The organism is Bradyrhizobium sp. 192, from assembly GCF_023100965.1.
Lineage (GTDB): Bacteria > Pseudomonadota > Alphaproteobacteria > Rhizobiales > Xanthobacteraceae > Bradyrhizobium > Bradyrhizobium symbiodeficiens.
This window is the reverse complement of the sequence record NZ_CP064690.1, coordinates 2,294,308-2,314,067: the sequence shown is the minus strand read 5'-3', so window position 1 is coordinate 2,314,067 and position 19,760 is coordinate 2,294,308. Positions and strand designations below refer to the sequence as shown.

General features: G+C 58.8%; 12 protein-coding genes. 4 read left to right on the top strand and 8 right to left on the bottom strand.

Annotated elements, in window-relative coordinates; genetic code table 11:
- The first annotated feature begins 1,017 nt into the window (after nucleotides 1-1,017).
- The 4 genes from gmd to IVB24_RS10545 all read left to right on the top strand — a co-directional run bounded on the left by gmd (nucleotide 1,018) and on the right by IVB24_RS10545 (nucleotide 7,434).
- Nucleotides 1,018-2,103, top strand: a complete 1,086-nt coding sequence (gmd, locus tag IVB24_RS10560; RefSeq protein ID WP_247337061.1) for a GDP-mannose 4,6-dehydratase — start codon at nucleotides 1,018-1,020, stop codon at nucleotides 2,101-2,103.
- Nucleotides 2,084-3,061, top strand: a complete 978-nt coding sequence (locus IVB24_RS10555) for a GDP-L-fucose synthase (protein ID WP_276001279.1) — start codon at nucleotides 2,084-2,086, stop codon at nucleotides 3,059-3,061. Before gmd ends, IVB24_RS10555 begins: the two co-directional genes overlap by 20 nt.
- Nucleotides 3,062-3,279: 218 nt before the next feature.
- Nucleotides 3,280-5,106, top strand: a complete 1,827-nt coding sequence (glmS, locus tag IVB24_RS10550) for a glutamine--fructose-6-phosphate transaminase (isomerizing) (RefSeq protein WP_247340039.1) — start codon at nucleotides 3,280-3,282, stop codon at nucleotides 5,104-5,106.
- 978 nt (nucleotides 5,107-6,084) lie between these two features.
- On the top strand, nucleotides 6,085-7,434 hold the full coding sequence (locus tag IVB24_RS10545; RefSeq protein ID WP_247340037.1) for an MFS transporter: 1,350 nt from the start codon (nucleotides 6,085-6,087) through the stop codon (nucleotides 7,432-7,434).
- Between the two features lie 481 nt (nucleotides 7,435-7,915).
- On the opposite strand, the gene IVB24_RS10540 is transcribed toward IVB24_RS10545, so the two are convergent.
- From IVB24_RS10540 to nodU, 8 genes are all read right to left on the bottom strand, one after another.
- On the bottom strand, nucleotides 7,916-8,782 hold the full coding sequence (locus tag IVB24_RS10540) for an electron transfer flavoprotein subunit beta/FixA family protein (RefSeq protein ID WP_247444406.1): 867 nt from the start codon (nucleotides 8,780-8,782) through the stop codon (nucleotides 7,916-7,918).
- Between the two features lie 407 nt (nucleotides 8,783-9,189).
- On the bottom strand, nucleotides 9,190-10,947 hold the full coding sequence (gene nifA, locus IVB24_RS10535) for a nif-specific transcriptional activator NifA (protein ID WP_247772850.1): 1,758 nt from the start codon (nucleotides 10,945-10,947) through the stop codon (nucleotides 9,190-9,192).
- 260 nt (nucleotides 10,948-11,207) lie between these two features.
- Nucleotides 11,208-12,044, bottom strand: coding sequence for an SDR family oxidoreductase (locus IVB24_RS10530; RefSeq protein ID WP_247296043.1), 837 nt, complete (start codon nucleotides 12,042-12,044; stop codon nucleotides 11,208-11,210).
- A gap of 917 nt (nucleotides 12,045-12,961) precedes the next feature.
- Nucleotides 12,962-13,960, bottom strand: coding sequence for a nodulation protein NodZ (locus IVB24_RS10525; protein ID WP_247444404.1), 999 nt, complete (start codon nucleotides 13,958-13,960; stop codon nucleotides 12,962-12,964).
- Between the two features lie 171 nt (nucleotides 13,961-14,131).
- Nucleotides 14,132-16,141 carry a carbamoyltransferase gene (locus IVB24_RS10520; protein WP_247340028.1) on the bottom strand — a complete coding sequence of 670 codons (2,010 nt, stop codon included), beginning with the start codon at nucleotides 16,139-16,141 and terminating at the stop codon, nucleotides 14,132-14,134.
- A gap of 190 nt (nucleotides 16,142-16,331) precedes the next feature.
- Entirely contained in the window at nucleotides 16,332-17,120 is a 789-nt protein-coding gene (locus tag IVB24_RS10515) for an ABC transporter permease (RefSeq protein ID WP_247340026.1), read from the bottom strand.
- Nucleotides 17,121-17,123: 3 nt separating this feature from the next.
- Nucleotides 17,124-18,038, bottom strand: coding sequence for a nodulation factor ABC transporter ATP-binding protein NodI (nodI, locus tag IVB24_RS10510; protein ID WP_018455479.1), 915 nt, complete (start codon nucleotides 18,036-18,038; stop codon nucleotides 17,124-17,126).
- A 4-nt stretch (nucleotides 18,039-18,042) separates the two neighbouring features.
- Entirely contained in the window at nucleotides 18,043-19,755 is a 1,713-nt protein-coding gene (nodU, locus tag IVB24_RS10505) for a nodulation protein NodU (RefSeq protein ID WP_247340021.1), read from the bottom strand.
- Nucleotides 19,756-19,760: the final 5 nt, after the last annotated feature.

The following is a 19,760-nucleotide window of genomic DNA, read 5'->3' as shown; positions in this document are numbered from 1 at the left end:
CATCCGACTTTTTTCTGCCGAGGTAGAACGCAGTTGATCCGTCAGCTCAGGCTGGTATCCGCAGAATGCTTGCTCAAGAACCGGACTTTGCCGACAAGAGAAGGGGCGCTCGGGACCAGCAAACCGCCAGTTTCAATGGCAGCGGCACGTGCTCGAGGCGGCTTAATTCACCCACAAGCGGGCTTTGCCTGGTCATACTACGGCCGGCCCGAAGACATGCTTGCGAGCGCGGAAAACACCCCCGGCGGAATGGTCGCCGAACCGAGCACTGACCTTGTGAGCCATATCGTCCGCCCGCTAAACGCACCATTGTTGTTGATTCCTTGGCCACTCGCGAGCAATGAACCGCCAGATGCCTTTCGCGACTGAATTCGCTCTTCGGGGGCGCAGGGCACACTAATCGTCGCGATAACCCCCTTGAGGTCCCATATAGCACTGGCCTCATTCATCCAGCGTTTTTCTGTGAACTCAAACAGCACGGAGGCAGTATGCGCGCCTTCACTTTTGCTTGCCAGATCACCAACTTGATTGTCCAGAAATGATCGACGATGATAAGTACTGCGCGACAGAGAACGAATTTCAATGCTTTGTTTGGCCGGCTTGCTCGCGGTTGCACTGGATGAACAGCAAGATTGGAAAACTCTTAGGCAATGACACGAAATGAGGGAAACTCGCTGGCTCAACGTGCGAGTTGACCACGAACGGACTGTGGAACGCTTCTCGGCCAAACGGGTCTGCTTACCTCCCATCCGCGCCGCAATTTCATTGGTCGCGCCCACGCCGAGAAACGCCTGACGAAGGCCGAACGGAATCTTCCGGACTACAAACTTTCGTATAGTCCTTCAAAACCCTTTCGATGTGGAAGGTTACCTCCGTACAGTTGAGCGCTTGATGCAATGCCTATACAGAATCCAGAACTCGGCCGTTCGAGAGCGTGACGCTTCCGCATTTCGAAGAGGCCAGACGCGATTGACGTCGTCGATCGGGGACCGACATTAGCCTGCGCAGAGCAACGATTTGTCAAACCAAGAGAGCAAACGGCGGGTCGCCCTAATCACCGGCGTGACTGGACAGGACGGCGCCTATCTGGCCGAATATCTGCTGTCGCTCGGCTATGTCGTGCACGGCATCAAGCGGCGCTCGTCCTCGTTCAACACTGCGCGGGTCGACCATCTCTACCAGGACCCGCATCTCGGGGACGTGCCGTTCCTGATGCACTACGGCGACATGACGGACTCGACCAATCTGATCCAGCTGGTGCAGCAGATCCGGCCGACCGAGATCTACAATCTGGCCGCCCAAAGCCACGTCGCGGTCAGCTTCGAGAGTCCCGAATACACCGCCAATGCCGATGGGATCGGCGTGCTGCGGCTGCTGGAAGCGATCCGCATCCTCGGCATGGTGAAGGAGACGCGGTTCTACCAGGCCTCGACCTCCGAGCTCTACGGCCTCGTCCGGGAGATCCCGCAGAAGGAGACCACGCCGTTCTATCCGCGCTCGCCCTACGGCGTGGCAAAACTCTACGGCTACTGGATCACGGTGAACTACCGCGAAGCCTATGGCATGTTCGCCAGCAACGGCATCCTGTTCAACCACGAGAGCCCGATCCGCGGCGAGACATTTGTGACCCGCAAGATCACGCGCGCTGTCGCCCGTATCGAGGTCGGGCTGGAGGAGACGCTCTATCTCGGCAATCTCGAAGCCAAGCGCGACTGGGGCCACGCGCGCGATTACGTCGAGGGCATGCACAAGATCCTGCAAGCCGACAAGCCCGACGATTTCGTGCTCGCCACCGGCGAGATGCACTCGGTGCGCGAGATGGTCGAGCTATCGTTCGCCCAGCTCGGCCGCCGCATTGCATGGCGTGGAGCAGGGGTTGAGGAGACCGGCGTCGATGAGACGAGCGGCAAGACGGTGGTGAAGATCGATCCGACCTATTTCCGCCCCACCGAGGTCGATCTCCTCGTCGGCGACGCCAGCAAGGCGCATCAGGTGCTCGGCTGGAAGCCGAAGCACACGTTCGCCCAGCTCGTCGAGGAGATGATGGCAAGCGATCTGGCGGAAGCAAAACGGGAGGCGGCCCATGGCAAGCGCACCGTTTGAGCTGAAGGGCAAAAGCGTCTACGTCGCCGGCCATCGCGGTATGGTCGGCAGCGCGATTGCGCGCCGGCTCGCGCGGGAGGACGTGCAGCTCGTCACGGTCGACCGGCGCGAGGTCGATCTCTGCAACCAGACGGCCGTGTTCGAATGGTTCGCGAAAACGCGGCCGCATGTGATCTTCCTCGCCGCCGCAAAAGTCGGCGGCATCGTCGCCAACGACACGCTGCGGGCCGAGTTCATCTACGACAACATCACGATTGCCGCGAACGTGATCCAGGCCGCGCATCAAAACGGCGCCGAAAAGCTGATGTTTTTGGGCTCGTCCTGCATCTATCCGAAGCTAGCCCCACAGCCGCTGCGCGAGAATTCGGTGCTATCAGGCCCGCTGGAGCCGACCAACGAGCCCTATGCGATCGCCAAGATCGCCGGCATCAAGATGGCGGAAGCCTATCGCAGCCAGTATGGCAGCGACTTCATCAGCGTGATGCCCACCAATCTCTACGGCCCCGGCGACAATTATCATCCCGAATTGAGCCATGTCGTTGCCGCGCTGATCCGCCGCTTCCACGAGGCGAAGGTCGCGGGCGCAAAGAGTGTCGCCGTGTGGGGCACCGGCACGCCACGGCGCGAGTTCCTTTATGTTGACGACATGGCGGATGCCTGCGTGCACCTGATGAAGAGCTATTCGGGACCGGAGCTGATCAATATCGGCACAGGCGAGGACATCACCATCGCCGAGTTCGCCCGTGTCGTCGCCGAGGTCGTCGGCTACAGCGGCGAGATTGCCTTCGACACGTCGCGCCCCGATGGCACGCCGCGCAAGCTGCTCGACGTCAGCCGTCTCGCAAGCCTCGGCTGGCGCGCGAGGACATGGCTTGTAGATGGAATGCGCCAGACCTACCGGGCCTTCTTGGCCGTATCGGGTACATCGGACAAAACGAGAGCCTCATGCAGCTGCTAACTGCTGACGGCGCTCATTGTGCGATTGCCAGACAGTTGCTTTAGGATCTCCCGGCGAATTCGACAGGGCTCCACGTTTTCTTGGAGTTCGAGCACCTCCGGGTGCCGCGTGCCCGATGGAGGGCAGGCACGGCTAGACTGGCGGATAACTAAAGCGAGCGAATTGGTCAGGCGCGCCTTGCGGGACGCTCTGTTTTGAACTTGAGGTAAACTGACTAAATGTGCGGAATTGTCGGCATCTTGGGGCGCGGTCCGGTCGCGGATCGTCTGATCGATTCACTGAAGCGACTGGAATATCGTGGCTATGACTCAGCGGGTATCGGAACGCTCAAAGGAAACCATATCGAGCTTCGACGCGCCGAGGGCAAGCTGAGGAACCTTGAGACACGCGTTCGCTGTCATCCGCTCTCAGGCCATGTCGGGATTGGGCACACGCGCTGGGCTACTCACGGCAAGCCGACGGAGCACAATGCTCATCCCCATGCAACGGACAATGTTGCAGTCGTCCATAACGGCATAATTGAGAACTTCCGCGAGCTGCGAGCGGAGCTAAAACAGCATGGCGCCTGTTTCGCCTCTGAAACAGACACCGAGGTGGTGACGCATCTCATCGACTTTTATCTGAAAGATGGCTGCTCGCCGCAGGAGGCCGTAAAAGCGTCGCTGCCGCGGCTAGTCGGCGCGTTTGCGCTTGCAATCCTGTTCAAGGGTCAACACGACCTCATGATCGGTGCGCGCAAGGGCTCACCACTTGCGATCGGACATGGAGAAGGCGAAATGTATCTCGGATCGGATGCTATCGCGCTCGCGCCCCTTACCGGCTTGATCACCTACCTTGAGGACGGCGATTGGGCTGTGCTCAACCGCAACTTCAGCGTGGTCTACGACGCACAAGGCACAGTTGTCCGCCGGGAGGTGATGAAATCTGGCGCGTCGTCGGTTCTCGTCGACAAAGCAAACTACCGCCACTTCATGGCGAAGGAAATCCACGAACAGCCAGAGGTGATCGGGCAGACGCTGGCGCGTTACGTCGATATCGCCACCGAGAGCGTGGCACTGCCGCAGGAGCTTCCGTTCGACTTCAACGAGATCGGACATATCTCGATCACGGCTTGCGGTACGGCAGGCTACGCCGGCCATGTCGGCAAGTACTGGTTCGAGCGGCTGGCTCGTATTCCGGTCGAGCTCGATGTCGCATCCGAATTTCGGTACCGTGAGGCGCCGATGCGCAAGGGAGATCTTGCTATCTTCATCTCGCAGTCCGGCGAGACGGCCGATACGCTGGCCGCGCTCCGCTATGCCAAATCGCAAGGCCTGCATACCCTCTCTGTCGTGAACGTACTGAGTTCGACCATTGCGCGCGAAAGCGGGACAGTGTTGCAGACGCTCGCCGGACCTGAAATCGGCGTTGCCTCGACCAAGGCGTTCACATGCCAGCTGGTCGTCCTTGCGGCGCTTGCGGTTGCTGCTGGCAAGGCGCGCGGTGAATTGCCGGAGAGCGACGAGGTCGATCTCGTGCGGGCGCTGATCGAAATTCCACGGCTGGTTACCGCGGCGCTTGCCGGCGAGCCGCAGATCGAGAAGCTCGCACGCGACATCGCCAAATCGCGTGACGTGCTATATCTTGGTCGCGGCACGTCGTTTCCATTGGCCCTGGAGGGGGCACTGAAGCTGAAGGAGATCTCCTATATTCACGCCGAGGGCTATGCGGCCGGAGAGCTCAAGCACGGCCCGATCGCCTTAATCGACGAGAGCGTTCCCGTAATCGTCATTGCTCCCTGCGACCGGGTGTTCGAAAAAACCATCTCGAACATGCAGGAGGTCGCCGCACGCGGCGGCAAGATTATCTTGATAACGGACGCTCGGGGAGCCGCAGAGGTATCCATGGATTCACTCGCGACGATTGTGCTGCCGGAGATGGATACGACGTTTACGTCGATTGTTTATGCGATTCCGGTGCAGCTTCTGGCCTACCACACGGCCATCCTGATGGGCACGGACGTCGACCAACCCCGAAATCTCGCGAAATCGGTAACTGTCGAATAAGGCAAGGTGATGCGACCTGGATTTTGTCGCGGTCAGATTCCGAATGCGCACAAGCCTCGGTCAGATCGAATTACGATGTGCCGCCCAGCTCCTGGCCCGATGCCACCGCATGGTTTCGCGGCGGTTCATAGCCCTCGCTTACGGAGGCTGAGCCTCATGTGCAAAATTTACGGCCAATCAGGTTGCGAGGCTGGCGTGGCCTTGCCTCCGGCAAGCAAGCAGTCGCGCAGGGCTTATCACGACATTCCGATTGCTTGGACCTGGTCATAATTCGTGACAAACATCCAGGTTTCTAATACGACGTGGAAGCCAGATGAAGCTGTTCGATTAAGCCCATTATCGCTGAGGAGGCCCGCTGTGATCCTCCCCCTCAGCGCGGGTTTTGGACCGCATTAGGACCGCAGCGCCCCTCGAAGTACGAGGCGCGCCTCGCTTCGAGGGACAACGTGGCACTTGCCCGAGCATGGCGATCGGCGCTATCGGACGGGCTCGATCACCAGCACACTCACCAAATCTTTTCCGTAAACCTCAGGTTAAGTTGAGCAACTCGAGGCCAAATCGCTGGACATCGGGTGAGATGCTAACGCACCTCGGCTCCAATCGCAGGCTCGCGAGCTGTTCTAGCAGACATCTCACGGCAGCTCTTCCCTGCCGCTCGTATGCCATGCATCTCGTCCTTGCTTTTCATTGCATGTCGGTGCGCTCAATGAGGAATTCGGCCACGCCACAGACAACAACCTTTCCACCGAGAATTGCCCGAGGTTTCAATAGGTTGAGAGTCACTCCTGCGACGCGAGCGGAATAACGCCCGAAAAACTGTGCGAGTTTGCGGCAATTGCCGAAAATATGCCGGAAACGTCAGGCGCTTACGGGTTGGTCGATAGTGCCCTGATGGCAGATTCGCGGCCATGAAACTGCACTCGGCTGGCGTGAGATTTTCTCCGGAACCGGCCATTTCAAACCGAGAGGAAACTCGCCATGTCACCAGCGTCCATCGCGCAAGCGTCAAAGGCCAAACCGCGCATTGGCGCCATCTTACGTGCGACGAGCGGCAACTTCCTCGAGCAGTTCGACTTCTTCTTGTTCGGGTTCTATGCCAGTGCCATCGGCAACGCGTTCTTTCCATCAGGAAGCGAAACCGCTTCACTGCTTAACACCTTCGGTGTGTTCTGGCTGGGGGCTTTGATGCGACCTGTTGGCGCGATTGTGCTTGGAGCCTATATTGACCAGATTGGCCGTCGGCAAGGCCTGATCATCACGCTTTCGATTATGGCTATTGGCACCGTCATCATCGCCTTTTGTCCCGGCTATGCAACGATCGGCATTGCCGCACCCGCGATCGTGCTGTTCGGACGGCTGTTGCAGGGCTTTTCTGCCGGCGTTGAGGTTGGCGGCGTTTCCGTCTACCTCTCCGAGATTGCCACTCCGGGTAACCGCGGCTTTTACACATCGTTTCAGTCCTCGAGCCAGCAGGTTGCGATCTTTGTCGCGGCTCTTATCGGATATTTTTTGAGCGAAGCACTTCCGGCCGAAATGGTTGCCGCCTGGGGCTGGCGGATCCCATTCTTCCTTGGCTGCTTGATCGTTCCGCTTATCTTCTTCCTGCGCCGGACGCTGGAGGAAACTCCGGAGTTTCTCGTCATGAAGACCCACCCAACGGCCCGCGAGGTCTTTGCCTCCACAGTTGCGAACTGGCGCATTGTCATTCTTGGCATGATGATCGCAATGCTGACGACCACGACCTTCTATTTCGTCACAGTGTACACGCCTACGTTCGGCAAGCACGTATTGCAGCTGTCCTCGCAGAACACGCTCTTGGTGACGCTTTTGGTCGCCGTGACGAACTTCATCTGGAACCCAATTGGCGGCGCGATCTCTGACAGAATCGGTCGGAAGCCGGTCTTGCTGACCATTGCCGGCCTCGCCTTGGTGACTGTATACCCGGCGTTGTCTTGGCTTGTGACCGACCCAAGCTTTGGCAAGATGCTGCTAGTGGAGATGATGTTCTCGTTCTACTTTGGCACCTACAGCGGCGCCATGTTGGGCGCTTTGGTCGAAATCGTGCCGAAGCACGTTCGTACAACCTGCTTTTCTTTAGCCTTCGCACTCGCCGCAGCTCTCTTTGGTACCTTTACGCCGCTGGCATCGACTTGGCTGATCGATCGGACCGACGACAAGGCTTCGCCGGGTTTCTGGTTGATGTTTGCAGCTTTGCTCGGCATTATCGCCGCGCTCAGGATTTATCCAGGAAACACCAACAGAGTTGCGAAGCTGTCGCGACCCGAGGGGTCTAACCGGGCCGTAAGCGCGCAATTTACCACACGTTAGCAGCCCGCCCACGGGGGGACCTTCACGTCCAAGACTGAACTGAGCGGGGTGCGTGGCGGTCCTTGCGGTGATCTCGGTAGTCCGCGTGCCACTCTGCCGGCCGCGGGCCACTGCGGAATTCATGCAGCCTCAAGACGTGCCCGTTAAGTTTGCATGGCAGCGCACGTGGAGCTCGCGCGAGGGATGTATCTCCCTCGCGCGAGCTCTGCTCGTTTTTCACGTAACCGCAAAGTACGAGCATTATCATCGCGCCGCTCGACCACAGAACGAATCGAGCGTTGCGGTAGTGCTCAGCCATTCCCACTCAGCACCAGCGACGGCTCGTCCCGATACGGCTCGCATAGGAAGAACCGGTGTATCGCAGCTCGCCAATTCTTAGCGAGCGGTCGAAAAGCCTGAATCGTGCCTGGTACACCGAGCGTCGGGCCAATGCATGACCACGACCCGGGCTGTCGCTGGCTCCGCTCGATCAGCGGCGACTTCACGCACCGCTAGTTTGGGCGGATGAGGTACCGCGCGCAAGCTGCGCGAGCTCCGTCTCGAGCGCAGGGTTGCGCTTGAACATGGCGTCGATCAACGCTTGCGCCGGCTGCTCGGCCGCTTCCACCCACGTCGCCTTCTCCGCTCGTGCGGAGGGCGCGAAGACACGCTTGACGACCGTCGGCGACCCCCTCAGACCGCATTTGGCCATGTCATCCACGCCGGCAGTTTGAGCGCTCCATTTTACGATGGAGGCACGGGCCGCACGCAGGGCGTCGATCATTGCACCGCGGCGAATTTGATTGCTTGCCTCTAACATGCTGATGAGACAAGGAAGGTTGGAACGCAGCACTTGGACTCCTCCTTCGCAGCGCCGTTCCACATCAATCGTGCGTGCTTTGAAGTCCAACGCTTTGATTGTTGAAACATACGTAAGCTGCTGGACCCCGAGCCTCTTTGCAATGCCAGGTCCCACCTGCGCCGTATCGCCGTCGATAGTCTGCTTGCCAGTGAATATGACGTCTGGTGGGCCATATTCCTTCCCGATATTGCGAATCGCGCACGCCAGAGCGTAACTCGTCGCCAGCGTATCAGAGCCTGCGAAACTACGATCGGTGAGCAGGACAGCACGATCGGCACCGAATGTCAGCGCCTTTCGGAGAGATTCTTCGGCCGACGGCGGCCCCATTGTCAAAACAGTGATTTCACCGCCGAACTTGTCTCGTAGCTCGAGCGCAGCTTCCAGTGCGAACAGATCATATGGGTTGATGATCGTCGGCACGCCCTGCCGCATGATCGTATTCGTGACAGGATGCACGCGGATTTGTGCGGAGTCGGGGACCTGTTTGATGCAGACGATGCTGTGCATATGCTTCTCCTAAGATGTTGAGCAGGCTCCCCACGAATAGCAACTGTCATACCACCCCAGGCACTTCGCCGATGAGAGAGGAATGCAACGGCTGGCGATTGACGGTGAGACCGTTGGGACTGCGACGAGCTGCGTAAAGCGGGACGTGATCTCTCTCATCTGAGTCGCGCCATAAACGGCCCGGCCGCGATCTTGCGCTGGTTCGACACCTAATCATTTCTCATAGGGCGAATACATTGCAAGCAGACGATGACCAGCACGCGGCTGACGCGAAGATGGCTTACGCTCCGCCACGTCCAAGCAGAGCACATCGGTTTCGTATCCGCTTCATGGACCAGAGTACCGCCTCTTGCGCACGCTCTCCTACCGCGCCCGGCGATCGAGAGAGACGCGAGCCGACTCTTTATTCAGAAGCGCTTGATCTCGATACGGTGCCTTCTCAAGGCATAGCCAATCTGGCGCGGCGTCAGTCCAAGCAAGCGCGCCGCCTTTGCCTGTACCCACCCGGACCTTTCCATCGCTGCGACTACGCGCTCGCGATCTGTGACCTTGGCGGCACCTATGTTGGGTCGGCCGGGTGGCTCTAGCGGCGTCAGTTCGCTACCGACCGGCTGAACGTGTGCCACAGCTTGTGTCGGCGGCATGCTCAGCCTCGCGGGAAGTGAGATTATCGGGCTCGGCTGTCGCGCCACTTGCTCCGGCCCGCACTTCCATAGCGTGGCCGACAGGCATTGCCCGTGCCGGCAGGCAAAATCGTCTCTTGCGATCGACGATCCGTGCGCCAGGGTCGCGGTCCGCTGCACACAGTTCTCCAGCTCACGGACATTCCCGGGAAATCCGCAATTCATAAGAACGTCAATCGCACTTGACTCGAAGACCAGAGCACGGCCGTTCTCATTGTTGAAGTTCTTCAAGAATCGAGCGGCGAGAAGCGGAATATCAGTGCGTCTTTCGCGCAGCGGCGGCAGTAGCAGAGGAACCACGCTAATGCGATAATAGAGATCGGCACGAAACTCCTTCCTTGCCACCGCCTCTTCAAGATTCTTGTTCGTGGCAGCAATCACGCGGACGTCGACTTTGATCGTCTGATTGCCGCCCACCCGCTCAAACTCCTGCTCCTGAAGCACGCGCAGGAGTTTCGCCTGGAACGACGCCGAGATCTCGCCAATCTCATCCAGAAACAACGTTCCCTTGTCCGCGAGTTCGAAGCGACCCTTGCGCGCGTTGAATGCGCCCGTAAACGCCCCTTTCTCGTGACCGAACAATTCGGATTCCAGCACCGTCTCGGTGAGGGCTGCGCAATTCAGCTTGATAAAGGGGCGTTTGGCGCGCGCTGAACGCTCGTGAATAGCCTTCGCTACCAGCTCTTTGCCGGTACCCGATTCGCCACGCAACAGAACTGTGCTATTCGATTTTGCGATCAGCTCGATCTTCTCAAGCATCGCGCGCAGCGCCGGACTGTCGCCGATAATTCCCTCGACTTGGACCTTCTTACGCTCCCGCCCATGAGGCTTGAGCTCGGACGACGGCTGCTTCTGCGGCCCGAACTCCTCGTCCATAAGCCGCCCGCGGTCGCGCACAAAGGTGCAATGCAGCTTCGCCGTCTGGCCCAGAAGGCTTGCGACCATCGTCACCAGGCGGAGGTCGTCCTCGAGCTGCGCATGCGTCTCGTTGTCTGCGACGCGGTCGATGCTCAGCGTACCCACAACTTTCTCGTCAATCTCTATGGGCACGCCGATGAAGGCAACGCACGTGTTACCGGCAGCGTCTAGCATCTCGACGTCCGAAGAACTGAAGATCGAATGCAGCGCTACGTTCTCGACGATGAGCGGCCGCCCCGTCGCCACAATTTGATCAATTGCTCCTTGCGGCAAGCGCCCCCCGCAACGCGCGTCGCGCCCTTCGCTCCGCCCGCCGTCTACGATGATCTCGGGCACCCCGTCATGTTCGAACAGGCATACGATGCCGCGCCGCATCTGCACGAGCGATGGCAGACGCTCGATGACGCTCGCCAGCTTGGCTTCGAGCCGGCATACGGCGGTGAGCGTGTGCGCTATTTCAAAGATCGTGCTTAGCGATTTCTCTTGCGATGGCAGAATAGAAGCGGAAGGGGCCGCGCCGGAGGTTGAGTTTGGTGTTTCGCGCGGGGAAACGCTGTCCAGCATAGTGACTTCTCCGTTCCTTTCTTGGTCCTCCCCATCACCTCGATCGGACTTGTTAGACTCGTGTTGCATGCCTGCCTCGATCTGACATCCAGCTCTCAGGGCGGGGGCGAGAGATGACGGCTCTTCATGGCACGCCGGCAGCACTTACAGTGACTAGATTTTGCGCTTTATTCTTTCCAACTCGCTGCGCGGATTCGCCCGGCCAACATGGCTTCCATCGATAAAGCTCAGTTAGCCGGGTTCGCCAGGGACGGATTCACTCACAAGTGTTGCCCGCCATTGATCGGCACTTCGGCGCCAGTGACATAACTTGCCGCATCTGAACATAGGAAGAAAATGACCTTGGCGACCTCTTCGGGTGTACCCACCCGGCGTAGTGGGATCTTTGGCACAAGATGCGCTTCCGTGTCAGGCGACAAAATGTCCGTCTTGATTTCGCCGGGCGCGATCGCATTGACGCGAATGCCATGTGAGGCGTAGTCGTGCGCCATTTCGCGCGTGAGACAAGCGAGCGCAGCTTTCGACGTGGCATATGCCGTGCCTGCAAATGGATGCACCCGCGCACCGGCGATCGAAGTCACATTGACGATCGAGCCTGAAGCCGCTTTTAGCTCATCGAACAGACCTTGCGCGAGCAGGATCGGCGCCACCAGATTCAGGTGGAACACGCTCATCCAGGTATCGACTGAGGTCGCCAGCGACGTGAGCCGGGCACCGTTTGGCGTTTTTGGTGAGTTTCCGGCATTGTTTATCAGTCCCTGCAGCGGTGCGCCGGCAAGGCGCTCCTTTATCTGAGCAATCACGCGCGGTAGCGTCCGATGATCGCTCAGGTCGACTTCGATATAGCTATCCCCCTCTGAGTCCCATGGGCAGCGCACCGCGTCGAATGGTTGGCGCGCGCAAGAAATGATGCGCCAACCGGCTTCCGAAAACAATCTTCCCGTGGCGCGACCGATACCGCGCGATGCCCCGGTCAATACCAGCGTCTTCCGCTCACGCAGCGGACGGCCCGCTCCATCGGCGTGAATTGGACCACGAGGGTCCGTTTCCGACGATTTAGCTGCGACCGCGTTGTCATCTGGTAGACCTAGATTCACACGCGACTCCCTTCCGCTCCCCTCGCCCGTGCACCTGGTGCAGGATCCGGGCCAGAGCGAAGCAGGGCACAGGTGGCGCGCTTTTACGTCGCAAATGGCAGGTTTCGAACATCTGGCCTGTTTGCTTTGCGACACCGGCAACGCCGCAGCAATGGCTGTCGTCGAGCTCCCGGGTGCCGCCCACTGCGTGCGCTACGCCTTCGAGCCAGAGGCTGGGGTTTCCATGGCGAGCTGACTGCGTCACCACTCCACGAGTGGTCTGTGGGTCATGCGCGCTAGACGAGATAGATTAGCTGCGGGCGGAGATCAGGATTTAATGGCCGGTTCGTCCAAGTTGCTCTCGGCCTGGATACGCGCGGCCGCACATACGGCTCTTGAGCAATACCGATGGGCCGCCGGCCACGCGGTTCATCACACCTCCGTCCGAAAGGACTCCGCGAGCGGAGCATGAACAAAGGCCGTCGTCCAGAAAACGAAAGCCCTGCCCAGCAAAGGCGATCCATCTACCGGACGCGCCTCCTTGCTGCTGGGACATTCTGACGTGACTGTCTGTTACGTTAGATTTCCTGGGCGACCCGGACCGCCATTGCCGTGCTTTTCACCGTCTGGCCAGCGACGGCGGACTTGGCTGGAGGATGACAGAACTGTAAGCTTTCCGCGCGACTCGACTTACACCGGAGGGCCCGAAGTGTTGCCGGGCAAGACCGCCGGCCCCGCTGGCATCGGCCTTACGCTTCTCAGGCGTTCGCCCTCCCACCGCACCGCATCCATGGTAGTGCGCCGGTCAGCCGTCGCTTGCGGGACGGAAGTCGCCATCCAACGTTCCTGCGACACGTTGCGAAACTCGACCGTGTCGAAGCCAGCAGTATCAGACCGATGATCTAGCCCGCCATTGTTCAGGCCCACATTCTGGCGCTTCAGGAAGCCGCGACATGCTCGTAGGGATTATCGATCAGGGTCAAGCGCTCCGGATTGCGCTGGTCGAATTCAATAATCCGCGGAACGAGCAGACGGGCATAGCGCGTGAAGGCGCTGGTGGGGGGAAAGCGGATCACGGTAGCGCATCGCGCAAGAAGATACATGTCAATGAGAGCGGAAGCTCCACCTTCAATTCCCATTTCCGCACTATGCAACGGCCCTGCCCGATCGACCTGGAAACGTTTTGGTACGACGAAGACATCGGGAAACAGACCTGATAGGCGGTCGAGCACCTGTGCACTGTCCGTGCACAGGAAGACCTTTACAGGCTTTGGATATGGCAAAGCCTTGGCTTTACGGATTGCCATGCAGACCTGACGAAAGGCGAGTTCCGAATCGGCCCAGTACGGCGCATGGTCCATGATATCTTCGCCATTGCCGTGCCGAACATGAACGCCAATGATGCTATGGCCGCCAAAATGTTCCTCATACAAGGCGTCGATCCGCGCTTGAATCTCAGACCTGAGCTTGATGTTCCGAAAGATCAGTCGTTCGGCTGCCTCGCCACAACGCCACATCAGGCAGGCGTCACAGACAATGGTGTTGGCTTCGTTATCTTCTCTCGCCTGGAACAGCTCGGTCAGTTCGTCACGTTCTCGGAAGATCTGCTCATCCGGACGATTGATGCAGTCGATCGACGGCCTATTCCACCACCGCGGGAAGAACGGTCCGGGAAACGAGAGCTGGTTGATCCGGTCATCGCAAATCACCGGTACCCCAGCGATGTCCTCAACCGGCTCGAAGAACACCGGAAAGGCGTTGCTGAACGGTCGGTCGATGTAGCAGGAACCGCGCCAGTCAACGACGAGCGTCCGCCCGGTCCGCTGCGCGTACGACCAGGCTGACGCCAGCGACCAGAGACAGTCACCAAAGCCGGTACGCCTCCGAGAAATAACAAAGCGTTCCTTCGTCAAGTTATTAAACCCTTCTCGTTGCATAAGAGCAGTTTTGTGTGGCGCACCTACTCATCTGCGATTCCGATCCTCACCGATGGACGGCTGGTCACCTGGACGCAAGGCGATCAACCCGCAACCCTCCTCCACGGCACCGCGATTGGCAGGTCATGCAAGAGGCGCCCAAGGAGCCCGCTTCCGCATTGCTCACTTTTACTACCGCGCAGTCTGTGACGGATGCAGCCGAATACGGCGCAGATCCCAGAGCCCGCGCAGTTCGTTCACGAGAGCTTCTCGCCTAGTCCTATCAGAGGTGACCCTGGCGAGAAGATCGGCAAGAACAGCTTCCTTCTCAATTTGCATCAGCATGTCGAACAGGTCATGCGAGACGCGCACGCTCTCCTGGCTGGAGTGACCCATGCGGATCTCGCAGACTGTCTCCTGGCGTTCTCGGCCCGCATGAGCGCGAACCCGGTAAAGAGATACATGGGGCGGCAGTGATACAGCGAGTGCAGTCCAGCTTTCGAGTGTTGTTGCCCGCTTCTTGACGAGGAATGAACCGATCACAAGGCCATCCAGCTCGGTTGACAAAAACGCCGTAATCGCATCGGCAACGGAATCTACGATCGGTTCGGCATTGTTGTTGAACGACGTATTAAGCAAAATCGGGACGCCAGTCAGGCCCTTGAACGCATTGATGAGTTCCCAATAGGCGGCATTGTTCGTGCGGGAAACAGTTTGCAGCCGAGCTGTACCATCGATATGCGTGATCGCGCCCAGCAAAGCACGCTTGGATTCGCGCACGCGAACGACGAAATTCATGAAGGGATATTCTGCGCGACCATCCGGCAACTCAAAGAACGCGCCCGCATCCTCCTCCAGAACCGATGGCGCAAATGGTCGATAACCCTCGCGCTTCTTGACCATCGCATTGATCCGGTCCTTGTTCGCCGCGGGCCTCGGGTCCGCAAGAATACTACGGTTGCCGAGCGCACGAGGGCCGAACTCCGATCGGCCCTGTACCCACCCGATCACGGCGCCATCAACCATCCACTCGGCTGCTCTGGTTGCGACGTCAGCGGTCCGTTCAAACTCGAGGTGTCCGGCCCATCCCTTCAGTTCCTTTTCGATGCTATCGTCGCTGCCGACATCTGGCCCCCAATAAACCGTCTGTAGTCGCTCGCGGGGCGCAGGCTGCCCGGCCTCGTTCGACACCATCAATGCCGCGCCCAATGCGCATCCGGCGTCATGCGCAGCCGGCTGCACGAAGATGTCTTCGAACAGGCCTGAATACAGGAGTTTTCCGTTCAGCGTGCAGTTGTGGGCCACCCCGCCAGCCAGGCACAACCGTTTCATTCCGGTCGACTCACGGTAATGCCGCAGAATGTGAAACACGATCCGCTCCAGCGCCTCCTGCAACGATGCGCTCACATCTCGATGCTGTTGCGTGAACGGCATTCCCTTTCGCCGGACCTCGATATTGTGCAGCAATGCTGGGCCGATACGTTCGAGGTGAACGCGGTAGCCACCGTTTGCGCAGAGCTCATAGAATTGCGAAAAGAGCTCACGATAGCGTGCGGGATCTCCGTAAGGAGCCAGTCCCATAACCTTATACTCGTCGAACAGGCCGTAGCCGAGATATCGGATCGTCTCCAGATAGAACAGTCCGAGAGAGTTATTCTCTGGAAACGTCATAAGCTCGGTCATTTCGCTGCCTGACCCGACAGCCAAGAGACCCGACAGGAAGTCGCCACAACCGTCGATCGCGAGGACCAGGCTATCTTCAAAACCCGACATCGCCAGAGCGCTCACGGCGTGGGCCTGATGGTGGCCTACGAATGACACCCGGGAAGGATCAACTTGGGTACCGAACTCCGTGGCTAGAAGGTGCCGTAGCAGCAGATTCGCATCTAGGGGAATTGAGATTTCCGGTTGTGAGATAAACAACCGTTCGAGCATTGCATTGCAATAGGATTCAGTAGCGTAGAACGCAATACGATCGACGTCGCGAAGCTCCACACCCGCGGCTGCAAGACAGTATTCGATCGCACTGCTCGGGAGCTTGTTTGAATGTTTGATCCGGTTAAGGCGCTCCTCTTCCACGGCAGCGATCACGCGCCCGTCCTTGACAAGTACCGCGGCGCCGTCGTGCAGAAACGTGCCCGGCAGCCCAAGGGGGTTTTCATAGACCTTGTCGAGGCCGCCACTCAATCCTAGACACAGCATCTTGTTCTCCGTTAATCCTGAGAGGCCTGTTGGCCTATTTCGTATCGCTTGCTTTGGGAGTAGGCCCCGCGGGGCCGATCAGGCATCGCTAGCTGACGAGACGCATATAAGCGTCGCACGCGATTGGAAGTTCGCTAAGCCCAATATCTCATCTCGCACACGCGATGCTTCGCTTTAGACCTTATTCCTCTCACCGCATCAGGCGCTGCCGAAGGAGCACGGCCGAGACGAGGAAGGGAACTGCTGCGTAGATGCAAAGTGCGCCCACATGCAATCCGACGCTGTCAACCGGTCGACCAAGCATTGTTGGACGAATGAGATCGACCGAATGACTCAGCGGCAATAAGGCTGCGATGCGTTGAAACGAACCGGGCAACTGGCTCATTGGGAAGATCGTCCCGCTTAAATACATCATGGGCGTAAGAATAAGCGACTGGTAGAAGATGAAATAGTCGTGGCTCGGTGCAAGTGCTGAAACGACCATTGCGAGGCTCGCGAAAGTAACGCCAGTGAGGGCGATGGCTGGTAACGCATAGGGAATGGATGACCACTCTGCGTAACCCAGCGCGACGGCCACAATCGTGATCGCGGTCCCGGCGAGCAAGGCCTTGCTCGCTGCCCATGCCACTTCACCGAGGACAATGTCGCCGAGCGTAAGGGGCGTACAGAGCATTGCCTCCCAGGTGCAATTTGTCTGCATGCGAGCGTAAGCCGCATAGATCGTTTCGAAGGTTGCGGACACCATCGCGCTTGTGGCAACCATTCCAGCCGCCAGAAACGAGATGTATGAGGTGCCCTCAACACCACCTATGATCATTCCAAGGCCAAAACCGAGACCGAACAGAGAGCTCATCGGCTCGGCCAGATTCCCAAGAACCGATGCCAGAGCAACTTTCCGCCAAACCAGAAAATTGCGGCGCCATACCGCCATCCAGTTCCATGGATTAGCAGGGAGCGCCGGCGCAAAACGTTGCCACATCGTTCAGTCCTTTATCTCTCGCCCGGTTAGCCGCAAGAACACATCCTCCAGATTTGGAGGACGCTGCAGAAAGCGCAGATCCGTGCGGTTGACAAGCCGGAGGCGCACCTGCTCTGGATCCGTGACATAGCAGAACAGCGTCTCCCCGCTCACCTCAGCGCGCTGCACTTGGGGTCTGACCAGCGGCAGCAGTTCGTGCGGGTTACCGCCGTAAATCTCGATCACTTGGCAGCCGATCTGCTGCTCGATCAGCGCGCGAGGCTGACCTTCGGCGATCTTACGGCCGTGCTCGAGCACGCACAGGCGGTCGCACAATCGCTCCGCCTCTTCCATGAAGTGGGTGGTGAGAAGGATCGTTTTGCCGCGCCCTAATAACGAGCGCAAGCGTTCCCAAATCAGGTGACGGCCGTGCGGATCGAGGCCGGTCGTCGGCTCATCAAGGACCAAGAGCTGCGGATCGTTAATGAGGGCCCGTGCCAACGTCAGGCGTCGCTTCATGCCGCCGGACAGTTCGGCGACTCGCGCGTCCGCCTTGTTCTCCAGGCGTGCGAATTCGAGCAGTGACGGCGTGACCGCTTCCACCTCAGCCGCGCTCATGGCGAAGTAGCGCCCGAAAACGAGCAAGTTTTCGCGCACCGTGAGCTGAAGATCAAGGTTATCGAACTGTGGGACAACCCCGATCCCCCGGCGCGCCAAGCGCGCCCGCGCCGGCACTGGCTCGCCGAGCACGCATATCTTACCTGCGTCGGGCGATGCAACACCCAGGATCAAACGCGCAAGCGTGCTTTTACCCGCGCCGTTTGGTCCCAGCAGACCGAAGCACTCTCCCGGCGAGACCGTAAACGAAAGAGCGTCCACGACGACCCTGTCGTCGTAGAACTTGCTCACCTGGAAAAGGTCGACTGCCGCGGTTGACATTTGCTTACGCCATCGCGACGGACGTTGTTCCCGCCGCTTCCCCGCTTGCGCGCTTTTTTGTCCAAAGCAGGCCGTCACACCATACGTGATCGACGCGTCCCCACTGGCACGCGGCGGCAGCATCCGGGAAAAAGCCGCGTCCATGCAGATTGGCGCTGGTATTGCAAAGCAGCGGAATGGCTGTGAGCTTCTCGTATTCGACGAGAAGCTCGGCCACTTCATGCTGAGAGGTTCTAGAAACGGTTTGTAGACGAGCAGATCCATCGAGATGCACGACGGCGGGAATTTTGTCCCGCCATTCTGGTCGCGTCTGGTGATCGAACAGCATGTACGGATCAGGTATTCCAGGGCTAAAAATCTCCGCGGCACGATCCTCCAGGCATATCGGCGCTACCGGCCTGAAATGCTCACGAAGTTTGACGTCGTTGAGATGATCTTTCATTCCTTCCCAGCTCGCAGCCGCGAGAATGCTTCTGCCACCCAAGGCTCGCGGCCCGAGCTCGGCACGCCCGGCAAGGAAGACCACGGGCTTGTCGCAAGCGAGGATTGCCGCAAGTTGGCCCATAGTGCAGGGCGCGCCCTCCCATTCGGGCGGGACTTCGCTGGGACGCACGGCCGGTCCGCTGTAGACCGACCATTCCAGAGCTCTAAAGCCTTGCTGTGCCGCCAATGCAGAGCAAGCAGCACCAATGGCTGAGCCGCTGTCGTTCGGAAAGGGCGGCACCCACACGAAATCGAACAGGCCTGTCGCACGAAATGCACTATTCCACTTAATATTCAGGCCACAGCCGCCGGATATGCAGAGGTTACGCGCCCCCGCAAGATTCGAATGCCGCTCCACCACATCAGCAATGGTGCGAACCAGCAGACGCTCTAGAAACACGTGAAATGACGCAAGGACGTCTTGGGCCTGTTTTTCCTTCAATCGCATTGCGCACGCATCGAAGAAGTCGTGCAGAGCTTCAAGTGGCGATTGTGAGCTGTTGATCTCTTCAAGCTCAGGACAAGCGCCCTCAGCATCCGTGGCAAAGTGGGCCTCATAAAGTTCATGAAACGTCTTAATACAATCCTCGTCGGGCGATCCCAGTGCGATATAGGCCATCAGCTTGCCGGCAATACCGAGATCCCAGCTGGTCCGGTCTGCCCGCCTGTAAGGTCCAAAGTGGTGTCCTGCCGTCGCATAGGCGTGACCTATTATCGGAAACAGGCACTCGATGAACCGGATGCCGTGGGGCTCGACATAGTAGAGGCGCGGAAAAATGCAGCCGTCCCACACCAAGCAGAAAGCAGATTGTCCGGATTTGGCAAACGAGCTGGCGCAGTATGCGGATGCTACGTGCCCGGTGACATGGGGATAGCTTTGATAGGGATATAGCTTCCCATCAAGCATGAGGCCGATCCGATCGCGGGACGTCAGGGGGCTATCGCCTTGCCGTTCGACATACGGCGCGCCCTTGAGCTTGATGGTCGTCGTCCCACTAAGGACTTCAAACTGTGACTCGAACTCTCCATCCCAGCCATCAATGACGAACTGATCAACATCGCTCGGATCCAGCCCGTGCTCCGCCAAGGCGCCAACAACGGCATCCAGGTTGTCGATAGTTTGATAACGCGGATTGTTGTTCAGCTTCTCCTGTTCGACACAAAACACCACCCGGCCGTCCTCGATCAGAGCGACTGCCCCGTCATGCGTCAACTTAATACCGCAAATGCGCATCGTAG

Coding starts and splice junctions, on each gene's coding strand:
- IVB24_RS10515 (WP_247340026.1), bottom strand. CDS start 17,120: ATGTGGCAACGTTTTGCGCCGGCGCTCCCTGCTAATCCATGGAACTGG.
- glmS (WP_247340039.1), top strand. CDS start 3,280: ATGTGCGGAATTGTCGGCATCTTGGGGCGCGGTCCGGTCGCGGATCGT.
- IVB24_RS10520 (WP_247340028.1), bottom strand. CDS start 16,141: ATGCTGTGTCTAGGATTGAGTGGCGGCCTCGACAAGGTCTATGAAAAC.
- nodI (WP_018455479.1), bottom strand. CDS start 18,038: ATGTCAACCGCGGCAGTCGACCTTTTCCAGGTGAGCAAGTTCTACGAC.
- nodU (WP_247340021.1), bottom strand. CDS start 19,755: ATGCGCATTTGCGGTATTAAGTTGACGCATGACGGGGCAGTCGCTCTG.
- IVB24_RS10545 (WP_247340037.1), top strand. CDS start 6,085: ATGTCACCAGCGTCCATCGCGCAAGCGTCAAAGGCCAAACCGCGCATT.
- IVB24_RS10555 (WP_276001279.1), top strand. CDS start 2,084: ATGGCAAGCGCACCGTTTGAGCTGAAGGGCAAAAGCGTCTACGTCGCC.
- nifA (WP_247772850.1), bottom strand. CDS start 10,947: ATGCTGGACAGCGTTTCCCCGCGCGAAACACCAAACTCAACCTCCGGC.
- IVB24_RS10540 (WP_247444406.1), bottom strand. CDS start 8,782: ATGCACAGCATCGTCTGCATCAAACAGGTCCCCGACTCCGCACAAATC.
- IVB24_RS10525 (WP_247444404.1), bottom strand. CDS start 13,960: ATGCAACGAGAAGGGTTTAATAACTTGACGAAGGAACGCTTTGTTATT.